Origin of the sequence: Bradyrhizobium sp. BR 1432, assembly GCF_051547705.1 — a bacterium.
GTDB lineage: Bacteria > Pseudomonadota > Alphaproteobacteria > Rhizobiales > Xanthobacteraceae > Bradyrhizobium > Bradyrhizobium zhanjiangense.
Genome location: NZ_JBPUGF010000003.1, coordinates 4,731,895 through 4,752,546, shown reverse-complemented (window position 1 = coordinate 4,752,546; position 20,652 = coordinate 4,731,895). Strand labels below are relative to the sequence as shown.

Genomic DNA, 20,652 nt, shown 5'->3' with positions numbered 1-20,652 from the left:
ACATTAGGCCGAGGCTACCTCTAGTTCCTAGTGGAAGTGGCACGGTTTTGGTCTGACAGACAAATGTGTTGCCTGTACCGTTCGAGCGTACGGGGTGAAGCCGACTGCAGACTCTGCGGGCCGCGCTGGTGAGACGGATTGCCAGGTCAAACTGTCCTCGCCTCGTCACCTGACGGCGCAAGCTGTGATGCGTCCTGCGCCACTTGGCGGGAATGATCGGTCGCGATCAGGAGATAAATGGCCGGTACCACGAAAAGGGTGAACAGCGTACCGATCGAAAGTCCGCTTGCGATGACAAGTCCCATGTTGAAACGCGAAGCCGCTCCGGCGCCGCTTGCGAGGATCAGCGGAACCACGCCAAAGACCATTGCTGCCGTGGTCATGAGGATTGGCCGCAATCTGATTCCAGCCGCCTGCTCGATGGCTTCGCGCTTGAGGACGCCGCCGCGCTGCAGCTCGTTTGCGAATTCGACAATCAGAATGCCGTGCTTGCTGATCAGGCCCATCAACGTCACCAAGCCGACATCGGTGTATATGTTCAGCGATGCGCCGCCGATGCCGAGGCTCACGAAGATCAACGCGCCGGCGATCGACATCGGCACCGATACCAATATGATGCATGGATCGCGGAAGCTTTCGAACAGCGCTGCAAGCGACAGGAAAATGATCACCAGCGCAAATCCGAACGTGGCGACAAAGCCGGAGGATTCCTGGATATATTGCCGGGACAAGCCGCTGTAGTCGACGGTGTAGCCTCGGGGTAACGTCTTGGCAGCAAGATTGCTGAGGAAGTCCAGGGCGTCGGACTGCGCTACGCCGGGCGCCGCAACGCCCTGAATGGTGGCGCTGTTAAGCTGCTGGAAATGATTGAGCGTCTCCGGGACCGTTTTGGTCGCGATGTGCGCGATCGTCGACAGCGGCACGGGAATGCCCGAAACGTTGGCCACGTAATAATTGAGCAGCTGATCGGTATTCAGACGAAACCGTCGCTGGACTTGCGGGATTACCTTGTAGGAACGCTGGTCGAGGCTGAAATAGTTCACATACCCACCGCCCAGCATCGCCCCCATCGCGTTGCCGACATCGCTCATCTTGAGCCCAAGTTGCGCAGCCTTGTCGCGATCGATCTCGACGACTGCTTCGGGATTGTCGATCTTCAGATCCGTGTCGAGGAAGATGAACATCCCGCTGTCGATCGCAGCTTTCAGGAACTGCTGGGCGGCATCGTCGAGCTTGTCGAACGAATCGGTTGTCTTAATCACGAACTGTATCGGCAGCCCCTGGCTGCCCGGTAGCGGAGCCAGCTGAAAGGCGGCGATCCGCGCCCCGGCAACCTGGTCGAGATGCTTCTGGACGATCGGCTGCAGCTGGTTGCTCGTCCTTGTGCGCTCGTCCCACGGCGTCAGCACCATGCCCGAGACCACGCGCGCAGGCGAGTTGATCTGGAAGACGTGATCGGTCTCCGGATATTTCTTCATGATCTGGAAGACCTGCCGCGCATACAGGACCTTTTGCTGTAAGGTCGCGTCTGGCGCCAACGTGGACGTCGCAATCACCACCCCCTGGTCTTCCTGGGGAGCAAGTTCGCTCTTGGCGCCTGCATAAAGGAAATAGATGCTAGACAGCACGAGCAGTGCGAAGACGCCTGTTACAGGTACATAGTCGAGGCTGCCGTGCAGCCAGCTCAGATAGAGACGACGTAGCGCCTCAAAACGGCGATCAATGAGGGCGGTGAATCGTGCCTGCCAACCGCGCGTTGCGCCGTGCGGCTTGAGCAGACGGGAGCTCATCATCGGCGACAGCGTCAGCGCGGCAACGGCCGATATCGTCACCGTGCCGACCAGGGTGAATGCGAATTCCGTGAACAGCGCGCCGGTCAGACCGCCCTGGAACGCGATCGGGACATAGACCGCGACAAGGACAACCGTCATGGCGATGATCGGGCGGCCGAGTTCTCGCGCCGCCTCGATCGCCGCAACGACCGGCGCCTTGCCGGCCTCAAGGTGACGATTGATGTTTTCGACGACGATGATGGCATCATCGACCACGAGCCCGATCGCAAGCACCAGCGCCAGCAGCGTCAAGAGATTGATCGAGAAACCGACCGCCAGCATCATGGTGAAGGCGCCCACCAGCGACAGCGGGATCGCGACCATCGGGATCAGGACGGAACGCCCCGACCCCAGGAACAGGAACACGACGAGATTGACGATCAGCAGAGCCTCGGCGAGCGTCTGCACGACGTCATAGATCGCCGCGCGCACGAATTTGGTGGAATCGTAAACGATCTGGCCGCGCAGTCCGTTGGGCAGCTGTTGTTGTATGTCCGGGAAGATCCGGTGTACGCCCGCGATCACGTCGAGCAGGTTGGCAGTCGGCGCTACCTGGATGCCGATATAGACCGCCGGCTTGCCGTCGAATGCGACCTGTGTGTCGTAGTCGTCGGCGCCGAGCGAGACGTTTGCGACATCCTTCAACCGCACGATCGCGCCACCCGCTTGCTTGACAATCAAGTTGGCGAATTCGCTCTCCGAATGTAGGCCGGTCGATGCTGTGAGATTGACCTCCACCATCTGTCCCTTGGTGGTGCCGAGCCCGGAGATAAAATTGTTCTGCGTCAACGCAGCCGCTACATCTGCGGCGCTGAGGCCATAAGCAGCCAGCTTTTTCGGGTTGAGCCACGCCCGCAGGGCAAAGTTCTGTCCGCCGAGAATTTCCGCAGTCTGAACGCCCGGTACGGCCTGCAGCTTCGGCTGAACGGCACGGATGAGATAATCGGTGACTTGATTCCGTCCCAGCACGTCGCTGTCGAAGCCGAGATACATGGCGTCGATCGTCTGACCAATCTGCACCTTCAGCACCGGTTGCTGCGACCCCAAGGGAAGCTGGTTGAGCACCGAGCTGACCTTGGTGTTGATTTCCGTCAGTGCCTTGTCGGCATCGTAGTTGAGGCGGAGGTTGATGGTGATCGTGCTGGCGCCGCTTGCGCTATTCGAGCTCATGTAATCGATGCCGTTCGCCTGGGCGATCGCGTTCTCGAGCGGCGTTGTAATGAAGCCGGCGATCACATCGGGGGCAGCGCCGTAATAGGTGGTAGTAACGGTGACGACCGCATTCTGCGTGCGCGGATATTGCAGCACAGGCAGCGAGGTCATGGCGCGTAGGCCGAGCGCGAGGATCATCAGATTGACCACAGTGGCAAGAACGGGTCGGCGAATGAAGAGGTCGGTGAAGTTCATGGCAGGCCTCTCATTGTTCGGAGACCTGCGGGTTCGCGCTGAAAGGCGTGGTGACTTCATTATTGATCTGGACCGGCGATCCGTTGTGCAGCTTGTTCTGCCCGGCCGTGACCACGACATCGCCGGGCTTGATTCCATCCAGCACCGCGACCTGGTCACCGCGGGTCTGGCCGGTTTTCACGAAGACCTGGTGCGCAATCTTCTGCTCCTGCCCGCTCTCGTCCCTGCCGGCATCTTCGATCAGATAGGCAATATCTCCATACGCGTTGTAGTAGATCGCCGTCTTCGGCAGCGTCACGTAATCCTTCTGCGTCCCCACATCGATATCGACGGTCGCAAACATTCCCGGCAGCAGCTTCTCGTCGGGATTCTTGAATGTCGCCCGGACCTGGACATTCCGGGTCGCCGCATTGACGAGGGAGTTGATCGCCATGATCGTGCCGGTGAATGTCTCATCAGGATAGGTGTCGACCTTCGCAATGACGGGTTGGCCGACTCTGATCTTTGCCAGGTCCTGCTGCGGCAGGTAGAAATCCACGAAGATCGGATCGAGCTTCTGCAACGTCACGATCGGCGTCCCCGGCGCGATATACTGGCCGAGGTCGACCTGACGGATGCCTAATCGGCCGGAAAAAGGTGCTCGGATCGACTTGTAGCCGACAAGCGCCTGTTGTTGCGCAACCTGCGCCTGGTTGTTCTTGAGCGCTGCCAGGTCCGTATCAGCAGTCTGCTGGCTCACGGACTGGCTCTTGAGCAACCTGACGTCGCGATCGTAGTTGAGCTGCGCCAGCGCCGTCGTCGCCTCCAGAGCGTGCAAATGCGCGACGTCATCGGCGTCTTCCAGCTCGACGAGCAATGTTCCCTGCTCGACTGCTTCGCCGGACTGGAAGTGGATGGCTTTGACGGTACCGGCGACCTGCGGACTGAGGTCGGCCCCCTTTTCCGCCCGGGTGCTGCCTACGGCCTCCAGGCGGTCCTGCCACCGCTGCGTGCCGACCGTGATCGTGGAAACCGTCTGCGGTGGGTTGCGCAGTCCGGCGATCGACTTCTGAATCATCCTGGCCCGAAAAGCTTCAAACCCGAACACCGACCCCAGAACCAGCCCGACAGCGAGCAGCATGATGGCCATGCGTCGAAGCATTCGGGAGCTCTGGCTTTTGGAAGGAACGGCGCTTTTCATTGCCGTTGACCATCAGTTGTGGCGCCCGCGGCGCGCCTCGTCCCCCGATTTTCCGAGATGCAGTTCCAGGACTGATCTGAAACGACTATTGAATGCGGCGGTTCCCGACATCTGTTTCACGGCGGGAACTGCCTCACAAACCGTCGCGATCCGGGGGCCAGGGTTTCGTAGCCTGGAGCCAACCCGTAGGCTGGGGTGGGGTGCTAGGAAGGCCGGGGCGACACTTTGATCGGCCGAAGAGAGCCTGGACGGAGGGACCCGCTACTACCTCACCGGCGAAGCGGCCTTGATTTCAGCACGGTCTTCGCCGGCTTCACTGGAGGTGACGAAGGAGCTTTCCTGGAACCGCGCAAGGGCAAGTCGCGGCGCGGACAAGTCCTGGCAGGACATGTGATCGATCCTGCGCTGCATCAGCGCGTAGCATTCGCACGCCATGCCGTCGAGCCGCGCCCGGTCGACCTCGACGAAGCCGCGCCGGTCGGACCTGATGGCCCCCGCTGCGCGAAGCTTGCTCATCGTCAGCGTCACCGTCGTCCGCCGCACCCCGAGCAATTGTGCAAGTGCCTCCTGCGTCAGCGGAAGCACGTCGTCGGGAACGCGGTCGTGAATCTGCAGCAGCCACCGCGCCATGCGGCCTTCCACCCGATGCAGCGCGTTGCAGGCGGCCACGTGCTGGAGCTGCAACAACAGCGTGCGGGCGTGGACCTGCACCACGTGCCGGATGGCTGCGCTTCGCGCATAGGCGAGCCGGAATTTCGCGGCGGAAATCCGCGATGCGGTGCCGGCCACGCGAGCCATCGCGGTCACGGACGACCGCGATGGGCCGAGCACCGAGAGCGAGGCCAATGCGCCTTCCCGCCCCATCAACGTGGTCGCGACCGTTTGCCCGTCGGGCATGTCGACCATGAAGGCGATGGCGCCGCTATGGGGAAAATAAACCTGATCGAGCTCATCGCCCGCCCGCACCAACACGGCGTCGGGTTCGAACGAGATTTTCTGGAAGTGGGGCGTGAGCAGGTCGAGATCCGCCGGCGGCAACGCCGCCAAGAGCCTATTCCCAACGCTGGTCGGGTGCGCGGTCACTGAGTAGTCCTTCCCGGAACGAGCAACCAATGCCCCCAGTGAGACGCGCTCATCATCTTCAACATCCAGAAAGCGAGATCGGGCCGTATTCGTCGGGGTAGATCCGTCAACTTCGAGACGCATGGTCTCGCGGCATTCGCACGCCACCGCCGCGAGGCGCGATCGGTCGATCTCGATCTGGCCTCGTCGATCAGATCTGTTCGCGCCCGACGCGCGCAGATTGCGCATCAGGAGCGTCACCGTCGTTCGTCGCACGCCGAGTATTTGCGACAGCGCTTCCTGGGTGAGCGGGAGGATGTCGTGGTCGATGTGGTCGCTTAAATAGAGCAGCCAGCGTGCCATGCGAACTTGGACCGGATGCAGCGCATTGCAGGCCGCGCCGAGCTGGAACTGCGTCAGCATCGCGCTGAGGTGGGCCTGGAGCGCGTGCCGGAGCGCGTGCCGGAGCGCGGGGCTGCGGTTGAAAGCGGCGCGAAATCGGGAGGCGGGGATCCGCGAGGCGGTCCCTGCCGCGTGCACGATGGCGGTAATGGCCGAAGGTGAGGGCCCTAGCGCGGAGAGGATGCCGACTGCTCCCTCACACCCGATTGCCGCGGTGGCAACCGTCTGCCCGTTCGCCATGTCGATCATCAGCGAGATGGCGCCGCTATGAGGGAAGAAGACATGCTCGACCTCGTCACCCGCTCGCGCGAGCACCGCGTCCTGATCGAGCGCGACCGCTTCTAGCTCGGGCGCCAGCAGAGCGAAGTCCGGTGGCAGCAGTGCTGCTAGAAGCCGGTTACCACTTCCGCCGGGACGCGTCACTGCAGGGTGAGGCATCGGCCGCCTTCTCCACTCCGAGCGGCGCAGACCGGTGGCCTCAACATCTGTTCGAATCTGCCTTCTCTACTTGCACCGAGATCCAGTTCATTTGCAGACGGCTTCAACAATTGCGCTCAAATCGCTCGCAGCCACGAAGCGGATTTTCTTGCAACATCATCGGGGCTTAGATGGGAAGTGCGCTACGAAGGCACAATTGCAAAATGCGCATGGGTAACACCGTAGGCGCGGCCACATGAGTTCCAATTTCCGGAACGCGGCAAACCCTGCTGCGATGGCGGAGGCGGCCCCGCGCCTCGCGTCTCTGCAAGGGCAGCCTCTCATTCATGAGCTAGGGCTAATAAGGCTGTACGCGTGCGGGGCTCGATAGGCGAAAAGTCCGGCAAGTAGCCTCACAGTGGCAGGGATTGCTATCGTGGGTATGTCCTGACCTCAATGACCGCCTGAGCCGGCATCGCATGGCCGGCGAATGCGCCCGACAGGCGCTTCACCGCGAGATCAGACGATGAAACAAGCAATCGATACTTTGCCGTCGCGTCGCCAAGTGTTGCGACTGGCAGCCATGGTTACGGCATCTGCCGTGGTTGCGAAGCCCCCGAAGGCCGCGGAGGCTCTAAAGGAAGGGGCGGACAATTCCTATGTTCCCGCTGACGGCGTCTCGACATTCGAAAACGTTTGGCAGACCGTGCGTGATCGCTTTTACGATCCGCATCACAGCGGACTGGACTGGCCCGCGGTTCGGGAGAGGTATCTCCCCGACGTTCGGCGGGCAACCTCCCAAAGCTCCCTGGCGCGCGTCATCAATACGATGCTGTCTGAGTTGCACGCTTCGCACACGCGTTTCTATACTCCGGATGAGCCGGAATATTATCAACTTGCAGATATTTTTTCCGGCGCACTGCGACGCCGGGGACTGCAGCGTGCGTTTCCGGACGGCCGCATTTCGTACCCTGGCATCGGTATCATTTCACGTTCCGAGGCGACTGATTGTAACACGATCACTGGCGTGATCGATGGAACGCCGGCTCAGCAGGCGGGCCTCCGCGCGGGTGACGAAATAACTGCGGCTGACGGCATGGCATTTGAGCCGGTCGCGTCATTCCGTGGGAAGGTGGGCAAACCGGTTATCTTGGAGGTGCATCGGGGTGCTTCGGTGGTGCAAATCCCGGTCAGGCCGGTCGACCTCGAGCCCACGAAAATGTTCTTGCATGGGTTGGAGTCCAGTGCTCGCGTCATCGAGTCCAACGGACGGCGCATCGGCTATGTCCATGTTTGGTGCTATGCCGGCTCCATCTATCAACGCGCCCTTGAACGCCTGCTGTCTCAAGGCGCGCTAAAAGACGCGGATGCGCTGATCTGGGATTTGCGCGATGGCTGGGGCGGCGCGCAACCCGAATATCTCGACCTGTTCAACGCCCGGGGGCCCACAATGCAGGTCACCGACCGAAGCGGTACTAGCGAATTCGTGAATGTGAAGTGGCGCAAGCCCGTTGCGATGCTCATCAACGGCGGTACGCGCAGCGGCAAGGAGGTCCTTGCCTATGGCTTCAAAAAGTACCGGTCGGGCGAGCTCATCGGCACCCGGACAGAGGGCGCGGTCCTTGCCGCCACCGCGTTTCTCATCGGAAGCGGCTTGCTGCTGCTCGCAGTCGAAGATGTCCGGGTCGATGGCGAGCGCCTGGAAGGCGTGGGCGTGACGCCGACGATCGAGGTCCAGGCAGGCGGAGCCTCCGCCGGGTCGGAAGACCCCCAACTGAGCCGTGCTGTCGCGATTCTGTCCGAGACCTGATCCGGGCGTCATACTTACTTGCAAAGCAGGGCCAGCGCAAAAATGGTAATTGGAAGCGCGTGTCGGACGCAGGCCTTTGTCGCTTCAGATCGCCCTCAGCGCGTATTCAGAACGATCCAGCCTCTTCATGCAGCTCGCCACCTCGCATCAAGCGGCGGGCGATGTCGGCTGTCTGCAGGGACGCGCGTTCGGTCGGCGAATGCGCCGCGAGATAGCGGGCAACCGCGATGAGGATGTGCCGCCCCGCGTCTGTGTCGCCCCACGCGCCGAATTGCCGGACTCCCGCCTCCAGCATCTGATACGCATGAAAGCCGGCATCTTCGCGCAGCACCGCATGCGCGAGCGTGGCGATCAGCGCCCGCGGCGAATGACCGAGCGTGAGATGCCGTGCCACCAGGCGTGCGGCAAGATCGACCTGTCGCTGCCGGTCGAAGGCGTCGAGCAAGGTGGCGCGGATCGTCTCTGGCTCCGCGGGCAGTTCATCGAGCTGCTCGCCGCCGTCGCTCGGGATGCGGGCCGGCGGCACATTGAGATAGCGAGCAAGGTAGAGCGCCATCGCCCCGTGCAATACGCTCCGGACGGCCGCGCCGTGCGCGTCGATGTTGGTGGTCCCGATGCGCGTTAGCATCTGGTGGACCGCGTTGGCGTAGGTGAAGACGTGATGCGCCGTCTCCCAATCGGCGTGCTCGTTGGCATTGCCAAAGCGCGCCACCCTGAGCGCTGCCGTATACGCGAGGGATTGGCCAAGGTCAGCAGGACCGGCACCGGCGCGGATCGCCCCCTTGAGCGCGTCAACGATCCTGGCCGGATCGTCACCGAGGAGCTCTTGGGCCAGTGCGGCGTGGCCCGACCAGGCACGCGCACCGCGTCCGGCAGCGAACAGGTCCGCAAGTTCGCTGGTGGATTCCTCACACAACAGAACAAGGTCAACGGGCTGGCGCCAGGCCGTGGATTCCTCGGCGCCACGGGCCGCCACCATCTGACCGACGACTGCCGGCAGCAGAGCCGCCGCGTGTTGCCAACCGATCAGGTCGAGGCATTCGAATGCCTTGTTGATGAAGTCAAGCGAGTGCCCGGTGTCGGCGAACGCCCGGTCGGTCGCAGCGGCGAGCAGGGCCTCGGCGAGTTCAGCCGGGGAGAAGCCGGCCGCAATCGCCGTGAGCAACGTGCGCTCGGCGGCCTCACGATGGCGCACGTTTGTCCAACGCCGCAGCCAGCGCTTGAGCGCGGCCGGATCCGGCCGGCTGTCCAGCGGCGCGCGTTCCCGCCGCGGTGCCTCGCCGTCGCAGTCCGCCGCCACGCGGCGCGCGCCGTGAAATAGCGCGAGATAGGCGTCCTCCTCCGGCAACACAGGCAGGAGATTGGCGAGTGCCGTAAGGATCGTAAGACCGACGCCCCAGCCGTCGCGGTTTTGCGCCCCGAACAGCGCCACCTGCCGGACGATTTCGGCCTGCGATACGCCGGCGGCGAGCTGACCATGCACGGCCTTGGCGATGACGAGGCCGAGGTCGTGGGCGAGGCCGTCCGCAAGCCGCTGACGCCAGTGCCCGGCGGGATCGGCCTGAGTGAACGTGGTCTTCACCCAGACGTCACCATTGCGCACCTCCACCGGGCAGATCGGCACGTCGTCCGCCCATAGGTCGAAGGTGCAGCCGCTTTCGAGATCGAAGCGAGCGTGGTGCCAGTGACAGGTCAGGATGCCGTCCTCGATGCTGCCGCGCTCGAGGGGAAAGCCCATGTGCGGGCACCGATTGTCGAGGGCGAAGACACGCCCGCGGTCGTAGATGACGAGGATCGGACGATGGCCACCGTGCACAACGAGCCGCCCCTTGATCTTCAGCTCCTCAAGGCTGCCCGCCAGCGCAAATTCCTTGCTAGGCGCGTCCATAAGCATACCTCCCATTGTCGCTTTGGGGGCGCTGCAGGTACTCCACAACATAGGCATCGTCACGCGCCAAGGCGAGAGGATGCCGTAGTTTAGGGCTGCGCCAAAGGAACCGCACCGGATCATCAAGTGGTACGGAACGGAGGTACAGCTCGATCGCGTTCGGCTGTTTCGACACAAGCGTGCGACTTGCCTAAATCGCCTGCCGATCCAACCAGCGCTGGGGCGCGCACCGACAAATTGATCATGTCCACTCAGCCACCAACAAAGGATGTCCGTTTCGATTTGTGCACTAGCCATCCGGCAGTGCGCGCTGAGCCTGACGAAGAATCACAATTTCATATCGCCGCACGATGATCGAAAGCGCAGATCCGGCACCAATGAACAATCCCAGTGACACGAGGCTCAGCGTTTCAGAAATCTTGTAGATTTCGGTTCCGACAGCGTGGGCACCGAAGCCGAAGACACACGCCCAGCAGATGCCCCCGGTGACGTTGAAGAGGAAAAAGCGACCCGCCGGCATCCCATTTGCGCCGGCAAGCAAAGCCGCAAACATGCGCAGCACCGCGACAAAGCGACCAAAAAACACGACTGCGCTGCCATAGCGAAAGAACAGGTATCGACCGATCAGCAACCGGTTTTCATCCAGGCGAATGTATCGCCCGTATTTGCGAAGAAGCGGCATTCCGAAGCGGCGCCCGACCGTGTATCCGATTCCGTCTCCGATGATTGCGCCTGCAGCGGCCGCGGCGACCACGACAACGATGTCGATCTGATTGGTGGCGGCGGCCAGGAGAGCGGCCGCAACAAGGATAGTCTCGCCGGGGAGGGGCACGCCGGCGCTTTCTAGCGCAACGACCACGGAAATGATCCAGGGTCCATGGACCTGGATCAAACGAATCAGAGAGCTCGAGATAGAGGCAAAGTCCATCTTCTAAGACTGCCCGCTGCAGTTTCCTCCACTTCACCCCGACCGCACGAATTTCGCTCGGCGTTGCTCACTGTCTCCCGCCAAGTGCCCTGCCATTCCAAGTGGCGCTGGGAGAGCGTATCATGCTCCGATGATCCGCTGAACCTGGGAGGCAATCATGCAGTTCAGGACAACCGGACTATTGTTGCTGGGCGCGATGGCGCTTCCCGCCTCCGGGACCGCACAAACCCCCGCCGCTCCTCCGGCAATAACACGAACAGTGATCGCAGCAACCAAACTGCCGATCGTCACCAACCTGCCGGTCCATTTCAAGGCGGTGAGCGTCACCCTGCAGCCGGACGAGGGGAGTAGCGTCGCGGCGGCCAGCGGCATCCTCTATCAGATGTCAGGATCGACCGAGATCGTGCTCGGTGGCGAGGTCAAAATGCTCAATGCCGGAGAAGGGCTGTTCATCGCCGACGGAAAGGCCGCCGCGCTGACGGCAGGCAGTGGGACGCCGTCAATATTTCTCCACTTCTTTCTCGTCCCCGCTGGAGAATTGGGTCGGCCTGCCGAGACGGCACCTGCCGTCGTAAGAGAATTGTACCGCACGGCGAGCCCGATCCCCAACCTGAACCCAGGTAATTATGATCTCAATCTCACGCGGGTCACATTTCCGGCGCAGATGCCTTCCAACCCGCCCCACCATCGGTCAGGCGCAGCTCTATACTTCATACTCTCAGGCACCGGGGCCAACACGGTCGACGGCAAAACAGAAGCAAGGGGACCGGGGTCCTTGATCTATGAACCGCACGACCTCGTGCACCAATGGGGAAACCCAGGCAGATGAGCCGTTGACATTCCTGGTCTTCAACATCAATCCGGAAGGTGTGGTAGCCGTGCTTCCGGGTGCACCAGTGAAGACCCAATAGACAACGGCGAGCGGCCTGCAGCAGAAACTCCCTGACTTCATCAAGAGCGAATGGCTGCTCGATCAAATGGGTGATGGGCACGCACTACACCGCTGTACTCGCCTGCAACGCGCCCACCGTGAGCCGGAGTTGGGTGACTTGTCCGGAGCACAAGAACGATCGAGCCGATGCCGCGAATGCGTGCCGAACCACGATCCGTTTGTTGCCCTAGGGTACGTCAGCCCGGCCGGTCCTTGGTGGCGGCTTAGGCGGGCATCACATCTTCGCTAGGCAATCGGGCGACCACGTGTGGCGATCCGGGAATCTTATCTGATTGCGAAGCGTTTCGACGGGTGGAGCAGAGCAATTTCGACAGTTACCAGATGCTGCGCATCGACGAGGCACCGGCCGTCGAGGTTCACATCATCCAGAGTAACGAAGAGCCTGGCGGCATCGGTGAGCCCGGCACGTTCGGCATCGCTCCCGCCGTCGCCAACGCAATCTTCGCGGCGAGTGGCAAGCGGCTCCGCAAATTGCCGATCGTCCCCGAAGTCCAACGGCGGGCATGACGACAACGGACGGACAACGCCTCGACCTCGCCGTATCCGTCCGCCGGAGACCACCTTGCCGAATGAGGCGCGGTATTCGAGAACTGTCCTTTTGGACGGTGATAAGTTCAGCACCCAAGTCGGTCGGCTCGATGTGGTTGAGAGGGGTCGGCATCGACGCTGGTCCGAGGACGAGAACATCAAGATCGTTCTGGAGAGCTTGCAAGCCCCACGCCAGATTACGGCGACCGCGCGACGATATGGCATTTCGCGCTCGTTGCTGCTCCGATGGCGACAGTTGTTTCGCGCCGAGAGGAATGCGACCGAGCAACTGATCGCCTTGACCCGTGCGTCTCAGAAGGTGCATGGGTCAGGGTCGTCACCGCATTTTCGGTGACGGCTCGGAGAATCAGGCTGTGGGGGTTGGGTTCAACGTCGCGCGCGATGACCTCGGAATAACGGGGCGTCCCGTTCCGCCGAGCTTCTCAAGACGGGTCTCGACGTTGAGCATTGGAACCTGCTCAGGATCAAAGCCCGCAAGCTGAACCAGCCTGCACGCCCTTTCTCGCGGGACATCCTGTTCGAAGCTATGATAAGCTGGTTTCGGCGCGCCTTGGCCGGACGAAGATCGGCGTCCTCTCAGCGGCTTTGCCTGACGGCGGAGTCCAGCAATTTGGTCCGTCTTTTCGGTTCGGCGCTGATGGCGATAGTGGCTTCCAGGTCCAGCGGGCATGTCGAGCAAGACTTCTGCCCGAAATGCTTGGGCGCGCCGATGGCAAGCGAAAGGCTATCCTGGCCGCGTTGTCCGCGGCGGACCACTCGGTGAGGTCAATCGTTGCTCTACAACTCTATCCAAGTACCTTCTGAAATCATCCATAAATGGCAAGAGGTCGTGGACGTGCTTGCCGAGATCATGCACGTTCCTTCTGCTTTGATCATGCGAGTAGAGCCGCCCAACATCAAAGTTTTCGTATCCAGCGAGTCCAAAGGGAACCCCTACGAACCGGACGAGCTCGCACCCCTTAACACGGGGCTTTATTGCGAAACCGTGATGAAGACGTGCCAACCTCTGCTCGTTCCAGACGCCCTTCGCGACGAAGTGTGGAAATCAAACCCTGACATCAAGCTGGGGATGATTTCCTACCTTGGCGTACCGATCAGTTGGCCCGATGGCGAGGTATTCGGAACGATTTGCGTTCTCGACAACAAAAGGAACGAGTACAGCAAGCCCTACCTCAGACTGCTGCATCAGTTGCGCGACGCGGTGCAGATTGATTTGCAAAGGTTAGCGGCGCAGCACAGACAGCTCGAAGAACGGGAGACGAAAATCCGGCGTCTGGTCGACGCCAACATCATCGGGATCTACATCTGGGAGCTCGATGGTCGGCTCCTTGAGGCCAATGATACGTTTCTCCGTCTGGTGGGATACGATCGCGAGGATCTCATCTCGGGTCTTGTGCGTTGGACGGACCTCACGCCGCTGGAATGGCGCGATCGCACCGCACGCGCCCAGGAAGAATTAAAGAGAACTGGCGCGGTGCAACCCTTTGAGAAGGAGTACCTTCGCAAGGACGGCAGCCGCGTGCCCGTGCTGATCGGCTCGGCGGCGTTCGATGAACAGCGAGACCAAGGCGTCGCGTTCGTGCTCGATCTGACCGAGCGCAAGCGGGCGGAAGCGGAAGCCCGCGAAAACGAGCGGCGCTACCGCGAAGCGCTGATGGAGCTCGCGCACGTCAATCGCGTCACGACAATGGGCCAACTGACGGCTTCGATTTCACATGAAATGAAGCAGCCGATCGGGGCGGTTGTCGCCAACGCAGAGGCCGGGTTGAACTGGCTTGATGCTCAGCCGCCAGAACTGAATCGGGTCCGACAGACGCTTGGTTGGATAATAAATGATGGCCTGCGAGCCGGCGAGATCATTGGTCGGATCCAGGGGCTTATCAAGAAGGCGCCTCCGCGGCGAGAGGAAATAGAGATCAACGCGGCAGTGCTTGAGGTCATAGCTCTGACCCATGGTGAAGTGGTGAAGAACGGCGTCTCGGTGCGGACGCACCTCGCGGACGGCTTGCCGCTCATTCGAGTAGATCGGGTCCAACTGCAACAAGTGGTCCTCAACTTGATCATCAACGCCGTCGAAGCGATGAGCGCCGTCCGCGAGGAGCCGCGTGAGTTGCTGATCAGCACTGGCAGAGATGCCCTGAATGGCGTGCTCGTCAGCTTGCGAGATTCGGGGCCGGGGCTGGATCCGGCGAGCCTTGAGCAAGTCTTCGACCCATTCTACACGACCAAGCCCAGTGGCATGGGCATGGGATTATCAATTTGCCGTTCGATCGTCGAAGCGCACGGGGGACGGATTTGGGCGAGCGCGCATGAAACTCGAGGCGCGGTCTTTCAATTCAGCCTGCCTCTAGAGCGAGACGAGACCATTTCCGCTGAATACGCCGGCCAATGCCGGCGGCCTGAGAAAGCGGATACGGAGAGCGAAAACGAGAGCCCGTTCTCCGCGAAGGCAGATGTCTCTACCGAGATCGGCCGCCACGCGCTGGAGCACGCTGCGCGATAGAGTTAGGCCAGCAACGTTCGGCTCAGGTCAATGCCATGCTTTGCGGAAACTTTGAACGCCGCGCGGTGCCGAGCCCGATCAGGAAGGTCGCGGCGATGCCGACTGCGCGCCAGCACACGTGATGGTGAAGCTCCGGGACTTCGTGACCTCGTCGGCCCGATTCGAGGGGTTGCAGGTTTCCCCGGGAGCAGCCCTTGGCAAAGTTCGCGCGTGCCTTTGGCGAAGCACCGGCTATCGCTTTCACGGCCTCGACGATCGACGCAAGACTGGCGGCTGCGCTACCGGGTCTATCTGGACGCCGGCCTGATCGAGCCGTCGGAGAGCGGGATGGTCAGCGACCAGTACGAGGACGCCCCCAACGCCTGGACATTCGGCATCCACGGTGCGTATTGATCCTCGCTGATCCCATGATGAAGCAAACGATGCCCCGGCCGCGTTGAGAATCCGCCGTCTTGAAGGTGACGGTGCCGAGATCTTCGACCAGGTGTGCCTCAGGAGCTCGAATCGTCGCGATGCAGGCCGACAGTCCGTACCGGGCGGGGGCCGGTAGGAAGGCGTGGACGTCTTGGACGTGCAAGCGGACTGTCTCGCCACCGCATGGATGCGCGAGGCACACAGACGCTCGCCCATGACGTCCGAGGAATTCAACGGCTCGCCGGCCAGATATCTCTCTTTGACGAGGTTCACACTCACGGCGCCACCTCCGCTGATTTAGAAACTCGTCAAGGGCGACCGAGGAACAGGACGGAAGGCAGGCCGAATGGAGGGGAATTCACCTGTATGCGCCCCGATCCAGCTGTCAGATGGGAATTTTCCAGGGCGCGCGGCGCAGCCCCGAAAGATAATCGATATGGCGCAGGACCGCATCCTGCGATTGGAGGCTGGCGAGCTATCTAGCGGGGATGTCGACACTTCGCGGCAGAATGTCGAGACCGAGCGCGCGATCATTGCGTCGCTGGGCCTAAAAGGTCGTCGATTTAGGCAACGTCGGGGGAAGAGATCGTCGATGCGATCGTTCCCATAACCTGGTGAAAAATAATGGGCCGGGGTCGTGTCCCCTGTGATGGTGTAGCTCGGTAGAGCAAAGCCGTCCGTACGCGCGCCCTCCAATAGCGCCGTAGCGGACGGGCGGCTTTGCGGTGGTCACCGGCGATTCGGGTTGCTGACATCAACCTGATTCGAGGAACCACCGATGACCGACGAGATGATGAACCTGCGGACGCTCGTGGAGAAGACCCCTGATGCGGATCTGCTGCGCGAGATGATCGGCTTTGCCGCCCCGCGCCTGATGGAGCTGGAAGTCGAAGGCCAGACCGGGGCCGCCTATGGCGAGAAGAGCCCCGAACGCCTGGCCCAGCGCAACGGCTACCGCGACCGGACCTGGGAGACCCGCGCCGGGACGGTCGAACTGCGCATCCCCAAGCTTCGCAAAGGCTCCTACTTCCCCGGCTTCCTGGAGCCCCGCCGCATGGCCGAGAAGGCGCTCACCGCCGTGGTGCAGGAAGCCTATGTGCAGGGCGTCTCGACCCGTTCGGTTGACGATCTCGTGCAGGCCATGGGCATGAGCGGCATCTCCAACAGCCAGGTGAGCCGGCTGTGCGGTGAGATCGACGACAAGGTGAAGGCGTTCCTCGCCCGTCCGATCGAGGGCGACTGGCCGTATCTGTGGATCGACGCCACCTACGTGAAGGTACGCCAGCAGGGCCGCATCGTGTCGGTCGCGGTGATTGTCGCGGTCGGCGTCAACAGTGACGGCCGGCGCGAAGTTCTCGGAATGGATATTGGTCCCTCCGAAGCCGAGACGTTCTGGACGGCATTCCTGCGCAAGCTTGCCCGCCGTGGCCTGCGTGGTGTCAAGCTGGTCGTGTCCGACGCCCACGAGGGCATCAAGGCCACTGTCGCCAAGGTGCTCAATGCCAGTTGGCAGCGCTGCCGTGTGCACTTCATGCGCAACGCGCTCGCGCATGCCGGCAAGAGCGGCCGGCGCGTCGTCTCCGCCTTCATCGCCACCGCGTTCGCCCAGGATGATGCCGAGGCCGCACGAGCGCAGTGGCGCAAGGTCGCCGACCAGCTCCGCCCCAAGCTCCCCAAGCTTGCCGCCTTCCTCGACGAAGCAGAGACTGATGTACTCGCCTACATGACCTTCCCGCCCCAGCATCGGACCAAGCTGCACTCGACCAACCCGATCGAGCGCCTCAACGGCGAGATCAAGCGGCGCACCGAGGTGGTCGGCATCTTCCCCAATGAGGATGCCATCGTCCGCCTCGTCGGCGCGATCCTGCTTGAGCAGAACGATGAGTGGGCCGTCCAGCGCGCCCGCTACATGACGCTGGAAACCATCGCCCCATTGAGCGATGATCCCGCCGTCAGCTTCCCGGCAATCGCCAGCTGACCTGCCCGGCTCCCGCCGGTGAACGCGGTGTCCCACCGCCAGCTACACCACGCCCGGGGACACGATCATGGGCCGGGCTCTTGGCGCAGTTCAAGTAGATCGCACGCTCCGCCCTGGTTGACCGAATTCTGGGCCTAGATCTGTCGCGTAGAAATTGATTATTGATGCCTGCTTAAATCGTCTCAACTACGTTGTAGGCAGCGGTGGGACGATGCAAACCCATTGAGAATGGTCACCTCACGTGGCGACGATCTCAGAAGGCAAATCCTGATAGGCTCGCACGCGGCGTTTGAGCAAGACGTTCCACCGCCACGCAAGCCGTGGATGAGTGAAGATCGCCGGATCGGCCCGTTCGATGCTGCCGCGCTGGCCCGTGTTCTTTCAGTCGATCGATAAGCCAAGCGGATGACAGACAAGGAAAGGATGTGCGTTGGCCTTGTTCCCAACGCGATCGCGACCGCAGCGCTCAATTTGTCTGCCGCTTTTGAACCGAAGCCTGGTCGATTAGGAAGTCGTCCAACTTCCCGCCGCCTCGAAGCTGCGGCCGCAGCCACCGAGGCAGCCTGCCGCGACCCGACCATGTCTCCGCCGGGTTCTTCGGGTTGCGATATTTGGGACGAACGGGCGGGTATGGGCGGCGCTTACGATCGAACCGTGTGGCCTCGTTGGCCAGTCCAATCTTGTGGAGCCGTTCCTCCAAGCGTGCTTTTTGTACTAGGAGTTTCTGAGTGAGGCTGGTGGCGACCTGTTGGTGAAGTGTCCAGAGCTCGTCAAGGGAGAGCGAATTGAAGTGCTCGGTGTTCATGGCTTGATCCGAATTCTTGGGAGAAGGCCCTGGCAGACAAGTCGGGAATGACGGAGCAGGCAAGACGTCAGTTAAACATTGGTCGTGCAATCCACATTTAAATGCGGGAGGTAGCGGCGAGAAAGGCACGACGGCGGTAATATCATGGCGGAGCATTTAATTTGGTGCGGAGGGGCAATCCTCGCTGAGGGGCCCGCAGACCGGTATCGTGACATCCACAAGCTTACCGCCCGACCAGTTGCGCTTTCGCATTGCCTTGCCGGCGCGGAGATGAGCGCAAACATTGCCGCAGCGACGGCGATCGAACGGACGCCTGCGTCGCGGAGCGCGAGCGGGATCGATGCGCGGCGAAACGCAGGTGGCTCGATTTAATTGAGCGCGCTGCCGCGTGTTGGCAACCCAGGAGTGCTGGCGGGCTTATTAATTCGGATGGCCAGCGCACAATTAATTCATCACGCAGCCAGATTTAAGCCACATGGGGGCCCATGTCGCCGCGAAGGCTCGTGCCGGATGGGGGCGCAACACCGGGAGTTTTCTATGTCCGGTCATTTGCGATTTTACTTCGCCAGTTTGGTCCTTGTTGGAGTTCTTTCAGGGACACCTGCGTTCTCGAACCCTTTTGCCGAGTTGTTCAATATCACCCCCCGCGAACCCGCTCCAACCTCTCCGGCGCAACCGGAATGCTTGGGGCGCCCCGGCAACTCGCCCCCCGACGGCCAGCATTGGGTCTATCGAATGGACGGTCACCGCAAATGCTGGTTTCTGGCCGAGGGGCTCGCGACGGTGAAGAAGCCAATTCGTCGCCGCGCGGCCAAAGATCAAGTTGCCAGTTTGGACGCCGAAACTGTACGGCGCAGCCGGAGCGCGGTCGTTGATGCGCGCGCGGAGTTGCTGCGCTCCGCACCGGCCGAGGGGTCTCAGCCGCCTCTACCCGAAATCAAGGTAGCTGATGGCGCTTCCGAACTCGGTACGGTCCCCGCCCCGACGTCGGCGGCGCCCATCCCGGAGCTTCACAGCCGCCTTCTCACGCCCGAACACTCCATGCCTAGCCAAGTCGATGTTGAGCAGCTTCTCGCGGTCGCGCCGGTGGCCAACGATGCGGTGCCTTCGCCCGATCCACCGGCTATGGTGATCGGCTTGCGGATTGGGGAGGCGCGCGACGAGGCGCGGAGCTGGACGGCAACTTGGTTAGGCGTGCTGCTGATGACGCTGGGGAGCCTCTCCGTCTTAAGCTCGAGCCGCACGCTTCGGCAAGCGGTAAGATTAGGGCCCCTGAGGTAGCGCGATACACTAGGCAGGGTACCTGACGCGCCGCCACGCGATCGATGAGCTCTAACGCTGGTAGAGCCGAATTGCCACACGTACAAAGGTTCCGCGCGTCTGGACCTAGTTTGGCACTGCCTGAGACGGACATTCGATTACGATGACGGTCCCCCTTTTGGTTGGGACGGCCATCATGCGGTACAAAGTGTTCGTGGTCGACAGCAGCCGGCGAGTGATCTGCGCCGCGAAGCTTGACTGCATTGACGAGCAGGCGGCGAGACGTCGAGCCGAGCAAATGTATGGCGAGCACGACGTCGAGCTTTGGGAAGGCGATCGGCTTGTTGCCGTTTTTCAAGGTGCAACGTCGAACGGAAATCCGTGCGACCGCTTTGTCCTGAATAGACGGCCGATCTCGCCGCCGAGTTAAATTAGTTCACGGCTCTTGCTCTGCTGCTCGCTTTGGCACGCCGCCTTTTGCCGAGTGTTCTCGCTTCTACATGCCGGAGTCTTACTTAGAAGCGTCTCCACTGCTCTAAGCTCCGCCACAAGCGCTTGGTGTCGTTTACTCAGAACAGCACAAGCATAAATCTCACGCGTACTGGACATCAGGTGCCTCAGAAAATGACTTGAACTAAGAAGTCGACGAAAAGAGAAAGGCGGAGCTGTGATCGCGCACTGCAAACGCTTCGGAGCTCAGGGACACCAGCAATACGACAGCACCGCCGAGAACACGGACGATCATTCTGGTCGTTTCCTCATCTGGTGGCTTTCGCCGCAGGAAGCCTGAATCGCGTCGAGCACGCAAATTAACAGTCGTGGTTGGTGCAAGGTGTTGCGCGACTGTTGCGTTCGTGCGTCGTCCGACGGGCAGCGAACCAATCGGCGCCCGCGATGCGCCACCCGAATGATTTACATAGGCAAATGCAGACTGATGGGTGGTCATCGATCGCGATCGAGGCACGACGATGCGGTCGCATAGTCTTTGGCATGCCCCAGTGGGGATCGCGAATCAAATAATAGCGTCCATAGGTCGGAAGCCGACGATTTTAATCCGAGCAGGATTCGAGCCCCGGAATAATATCGCTGAGCTCCGTAAGATACCGGTGTGGTCCGGCACGGGTGGCGCAAGAGGCCCCTTGCTGTTGATTTTGATGCATTAATCATTAAATGCGAACGCGCAAATAAACAAATGGACGAGCACAATGGTTTAATTTAGCTTTAAATTTAATCCGGAGTCGAATGATCGTGATCGCTCCTGATCA

The 20,652-nt window shown here is 61.3% G+C and carries 15 protein-coding genes and 2 pseudogenes; 9 read left to right on the top strand and 8 right to left on the bottom strand.

Going from position 1 to position 20,652, the window contains the following annotated elements:
* Positions 1-146 precede the first annotated feature (146 nt).
* The 4 genes and pseudogenes from ACSKB8_RS22770 to ACSKB8_RS22755 all read right to left on the bottom strand — a co-directional run.
* On the bottom strand, positions 147-3,239 hold the full coding sequence (locus ACSKB8_RS22770) for an efflux RND transporter permease subunit (RefSeq protein WP_091898311.1): 3,093 nt from the start codon (positions 3,237-3,239) through the stop codon (positions 147-149).
* Between the two features lie 10 nt (positions 3,240-3,249).
* Positions 3,250-4,368 (bottom strand): efflux RND transporter periplasmic adaptor subunit, encoded by a 1,119-nt coding sequence (locus tag ACSKB8_RS22765; protein ID WP_244551409.1) that lies wholly within the window; start codon positions 4,366-4,368, stop codon positions 3,250-3,252.
* Between the two features lie 315 nt (positions 4,369-4,683).
* A complete protein-coding gene (locus ACSKB8_RS22760) occupies positions 4,684-5,502 on the bottom strand; it encodes a Crp/Fnr family transcriptional regulator (RefSeq protein WP_244551412.1) in 819 nt (272 codons plus the stop codon).
* Positions 5,503-5,661: 159 nt separating this feature from the next.
* Positions 5,662-6,321 (bottom strand): annotated as a pseudogene (locus ACSKB8_RS22755) (Crp/Fnr family transcriptional regulator); the annotation flags it as partial.
* A gap of 505 nt (positions 6,322-6,826) precedes the next feature.
* Here ACSKB8_RS22755 and ACSKB8_RS22750 point away from each other — a divergent pair.
* Positions 6,827-8,110, top strand: a complete 1,284-nt coding sequence (locus ACSKB8_RS22750) for a S41 family peptidase (RefSeq protein ID WP_438106502.1) — start codon at positions 6,827-6,829, stop codon at positions 8,108-8,110.
* Positions 8,111-8,216: 106 nt separating this feature from the next.
* Here the strand turns inward: ACSKB8_RS22750 and ACSKB8_RS22745 are convergent, their stop codons facing one another.
* Positions 8,217-9,998 carry a Rieske (2Fe-2S) protein gene (locus ACSKB8_RS22745; protein WP_438106500.1) on the bottom strand — a complete coding sequence of 594 codons (1,782 nt, stop codon included), beginning with the start codon at positions 9,996-9,998 and terminating at the stop codon, positions 8,217-8,219.
* 289 nt (positions 9,999-10,287) lie between these two features.
* On the bottom strand, positions 10,288-10,926 hold the full coding sequence (locus ACSKB8_RS22740; protein ID WP_438106499.1) for a DedA family protein: 639 nt from the start codon (positions 10,924-10,926) through the stop codon (positions 10,288-10,290).
* 157 nt (positions 10,927-11,083) lie between these two features.
* Here ACSKB8_RS22740 and ACSKB8_RS22735 point away from each other — a divergent pair, with 157 nt between their 5' ends.
* The 6 genes and pseudogenes from ACSKB8_RS22735 (at position 11,084) to ACSKB8_RS22710 (ending at position 17,322) form a co-directional block, all read left to right on the top strand.
* On the top strand, positions 11,084-11,755 hold the full coding sequence (locus ACSKB8_RS22735; protein ID WP_438106497.1) for a cupin domain-containing protein: 672 nt from the start codon (positions 11,084-11,086) through the stop codon (positions 11,753-11,755).
* Positions 11,756-12,166: 411 nt separating this feature from the next.
* Positions 12,167-12,385, top strand: a pseudogene (locus ACSKB8_RS22730) (hypothetical protein); the annotation flags it as partial.
* Complete coding sequence (locus tag ACSKB8_RS22725; RefSeq protein WP_438106495.1) at positions 12,330-12,761, top strand: transposase; 432 nt, start codon at positions 12,330-12,332, stop codon at positions 12,759-12,761. The pseudogene ACSKB8_RS22730 and the gene ACSKB8_RS22725, both read left to right, overlap by 56 nt.
* A gap of 438 nt (positions 12,762-13,199) precedes the next feature.
* Positions 13,200-14,930, top strand: a complete 1,731-nt coding sequence (locus tag ACSKB8_RS22720) for a GAF domain-containing sensor histidine kinase (RefSeq protein ID WP_438106494.1) — start codon at positions 13,200-13,202, stop codon at positions 14,928-14,930.
* A gap of 210 nt (positions 14,931-15,140) precedes the next feature.
* Positions 15,141-15,323: an N-acyl amino acid synthase FeeM domain-containing protein gene (locus ACSKB8_RS22715; protein ID WP_438106492.1), complete on the top strand. Its 183-nt coding sequence runs from the start codon at positions 15,141-15,143 to the stop codon at positions 15,321-15,323.
* Positions 15,324-16,122: 799 nt separating this feature from the next.
* Positions 16,123-17,322: an IS256 family transposase gene (locus ACSKB8_RS22710; protein ID WP_438106490.1), complete on the top strand. Its 1,200-nt coding sequence runs from the start codon at positions 16,123-16,125 to the stop codon at positions 17,320-17,322.
* Between the two features lie 466 nt (positions 17,323-17,788).
* Here ACSKB8_RS22710 and ACSKB8_RS22705 read toward each other — a convergent pair whose 3' ends face one another.
* Positions 17,789-18,127 (bottom strand): H-NS histone family protein, encoded by a 339-nt coding sequence (locus ACSKB8_RS22705; protein WP_438106488.1) that lies wholly within the window; start codon positions 18,125-18,127, stop codon positions 17,789-17,791.
* A 537-nt stretch (positions 18,128-18,664) separates the two neighbouring features.
* Here ACSKB8_RS22705 and ACSKB8_RS22700 point away from each other — a divergent pair.
* On the top strand, positions 18,665-19,408 hold the full coding sequence (locus tag ACSKB8_RS22700; protein ID WP_438106487.1) for a hypothetical protein: 744 nt from the start codon (positions 18,665-18,667) through the stop codon (positions 19,406-19,408).
* Between the two features lie 187 nt (positions 19,409-19,595).
* Positions 19,596-19,817: a hypothetical protein gene (locus ACSKB8_RS22695; protein WP_438106485.1), complete on the top strand. Its 222-nt coding sequence runs from the start codon at positions 19,596-19,598 to the stop codon at positions 19,815-19,817.
* Between the two features lie 204 nt (positions 19,818-20,021).
* Here ACSKB8_RS22695 and ACSKB8_RS22690 read toward each other — a convergent pair whose 3' ends face one another.
* A complete protein-coding gene (locus ACSKB8_RS22690) occupies positions 20,022-20,333 on the bottom strand; it encodes a hypothetical protein (RefSeq protein ID WP_143035689.1) in 312 nt (103 codons plus the stop codon).
* Between the last annotated feature and the right edge of the window lie 319 nt (positions 20,334-20,652).

Excerpts from the sequence above, each read along its gene's own strand:
- ACSKB8_RS22770 (WP_091898311.1), bottom strand. The coding sequence starts at position 3,239 with ATGAACTTCACCGACCTCTTCATTCGCCGACCCGTTCTTGCCACTGTG.
- ACSKB8_RS22765 (WP_244551409.1), bottom strand. The coding sequence starts at position 4,368 with ATGGCCATCATGCTGCTCGCTGTCGGGCTGGTTCTGGGGTCGGTGTTC.
- ACSKB8_RS22750 (WP_438106502.1), top strand. The coding sequence starts at position 6,827 with ATGAAACAAGCAATCGATACTTTGCCGTCGCGTCGCCAAGTGTTGCGA.
- ACSKB8_RS22745 (WP_438106500.1), bottom strand. The coding sequence starts at position 9,998 with ATGGACGCGCCTAGCAAGGAATTTGCGCTGGCGGGCAGCCTTGAGGAG.
- ACSKB8_RS22740 (WP_438106499.1), bottom strand. The coding sequence starts at position 10,926 with ATGGACTTTGCCTCTATCTCGAGCTCTCTGATTCGTTTGATCCAGGTC.
- ACSKB8_RS22735 (WP_438106497.1), top strand. The coding sequence starts at position 11,084 with ATGCAGTTCAGGACAACCGGACTATTGTTGCTGGGCGCGATGGCGCTT.
- ACSKB8_RS22710 (WP_438106490.1), top strand. The coding sequence starts at position 16,123 with ATGACCGACGAGATGATGAACCTGCGGACGCTCGTGGAGAAGACCCCT.
- ACSKB8_RS22705 (WP_438106488.1), bottom strand. The coding sequence starts at position 18,127 with ATGAACACCGAGCACTTCAATTCGCTCTCCCTTGACGAGCTCTGGACA.
- ACSKB8_RS22700 (WP_438106487.1), top strand. The coding sequence starts at position 18,665 with ATGTCCGGTCATTTGCGATTTTACTTCGCCAGTTTGGTCCTTGTTGGA.
- ACSKB8_RS22690 (WP_143035689.1), bottom strand. The coding sequence starts at position 20,333 with ATGACCACCCATCAGTCTGCATTTGCCTATGTAAATCATTCGGGTGGC.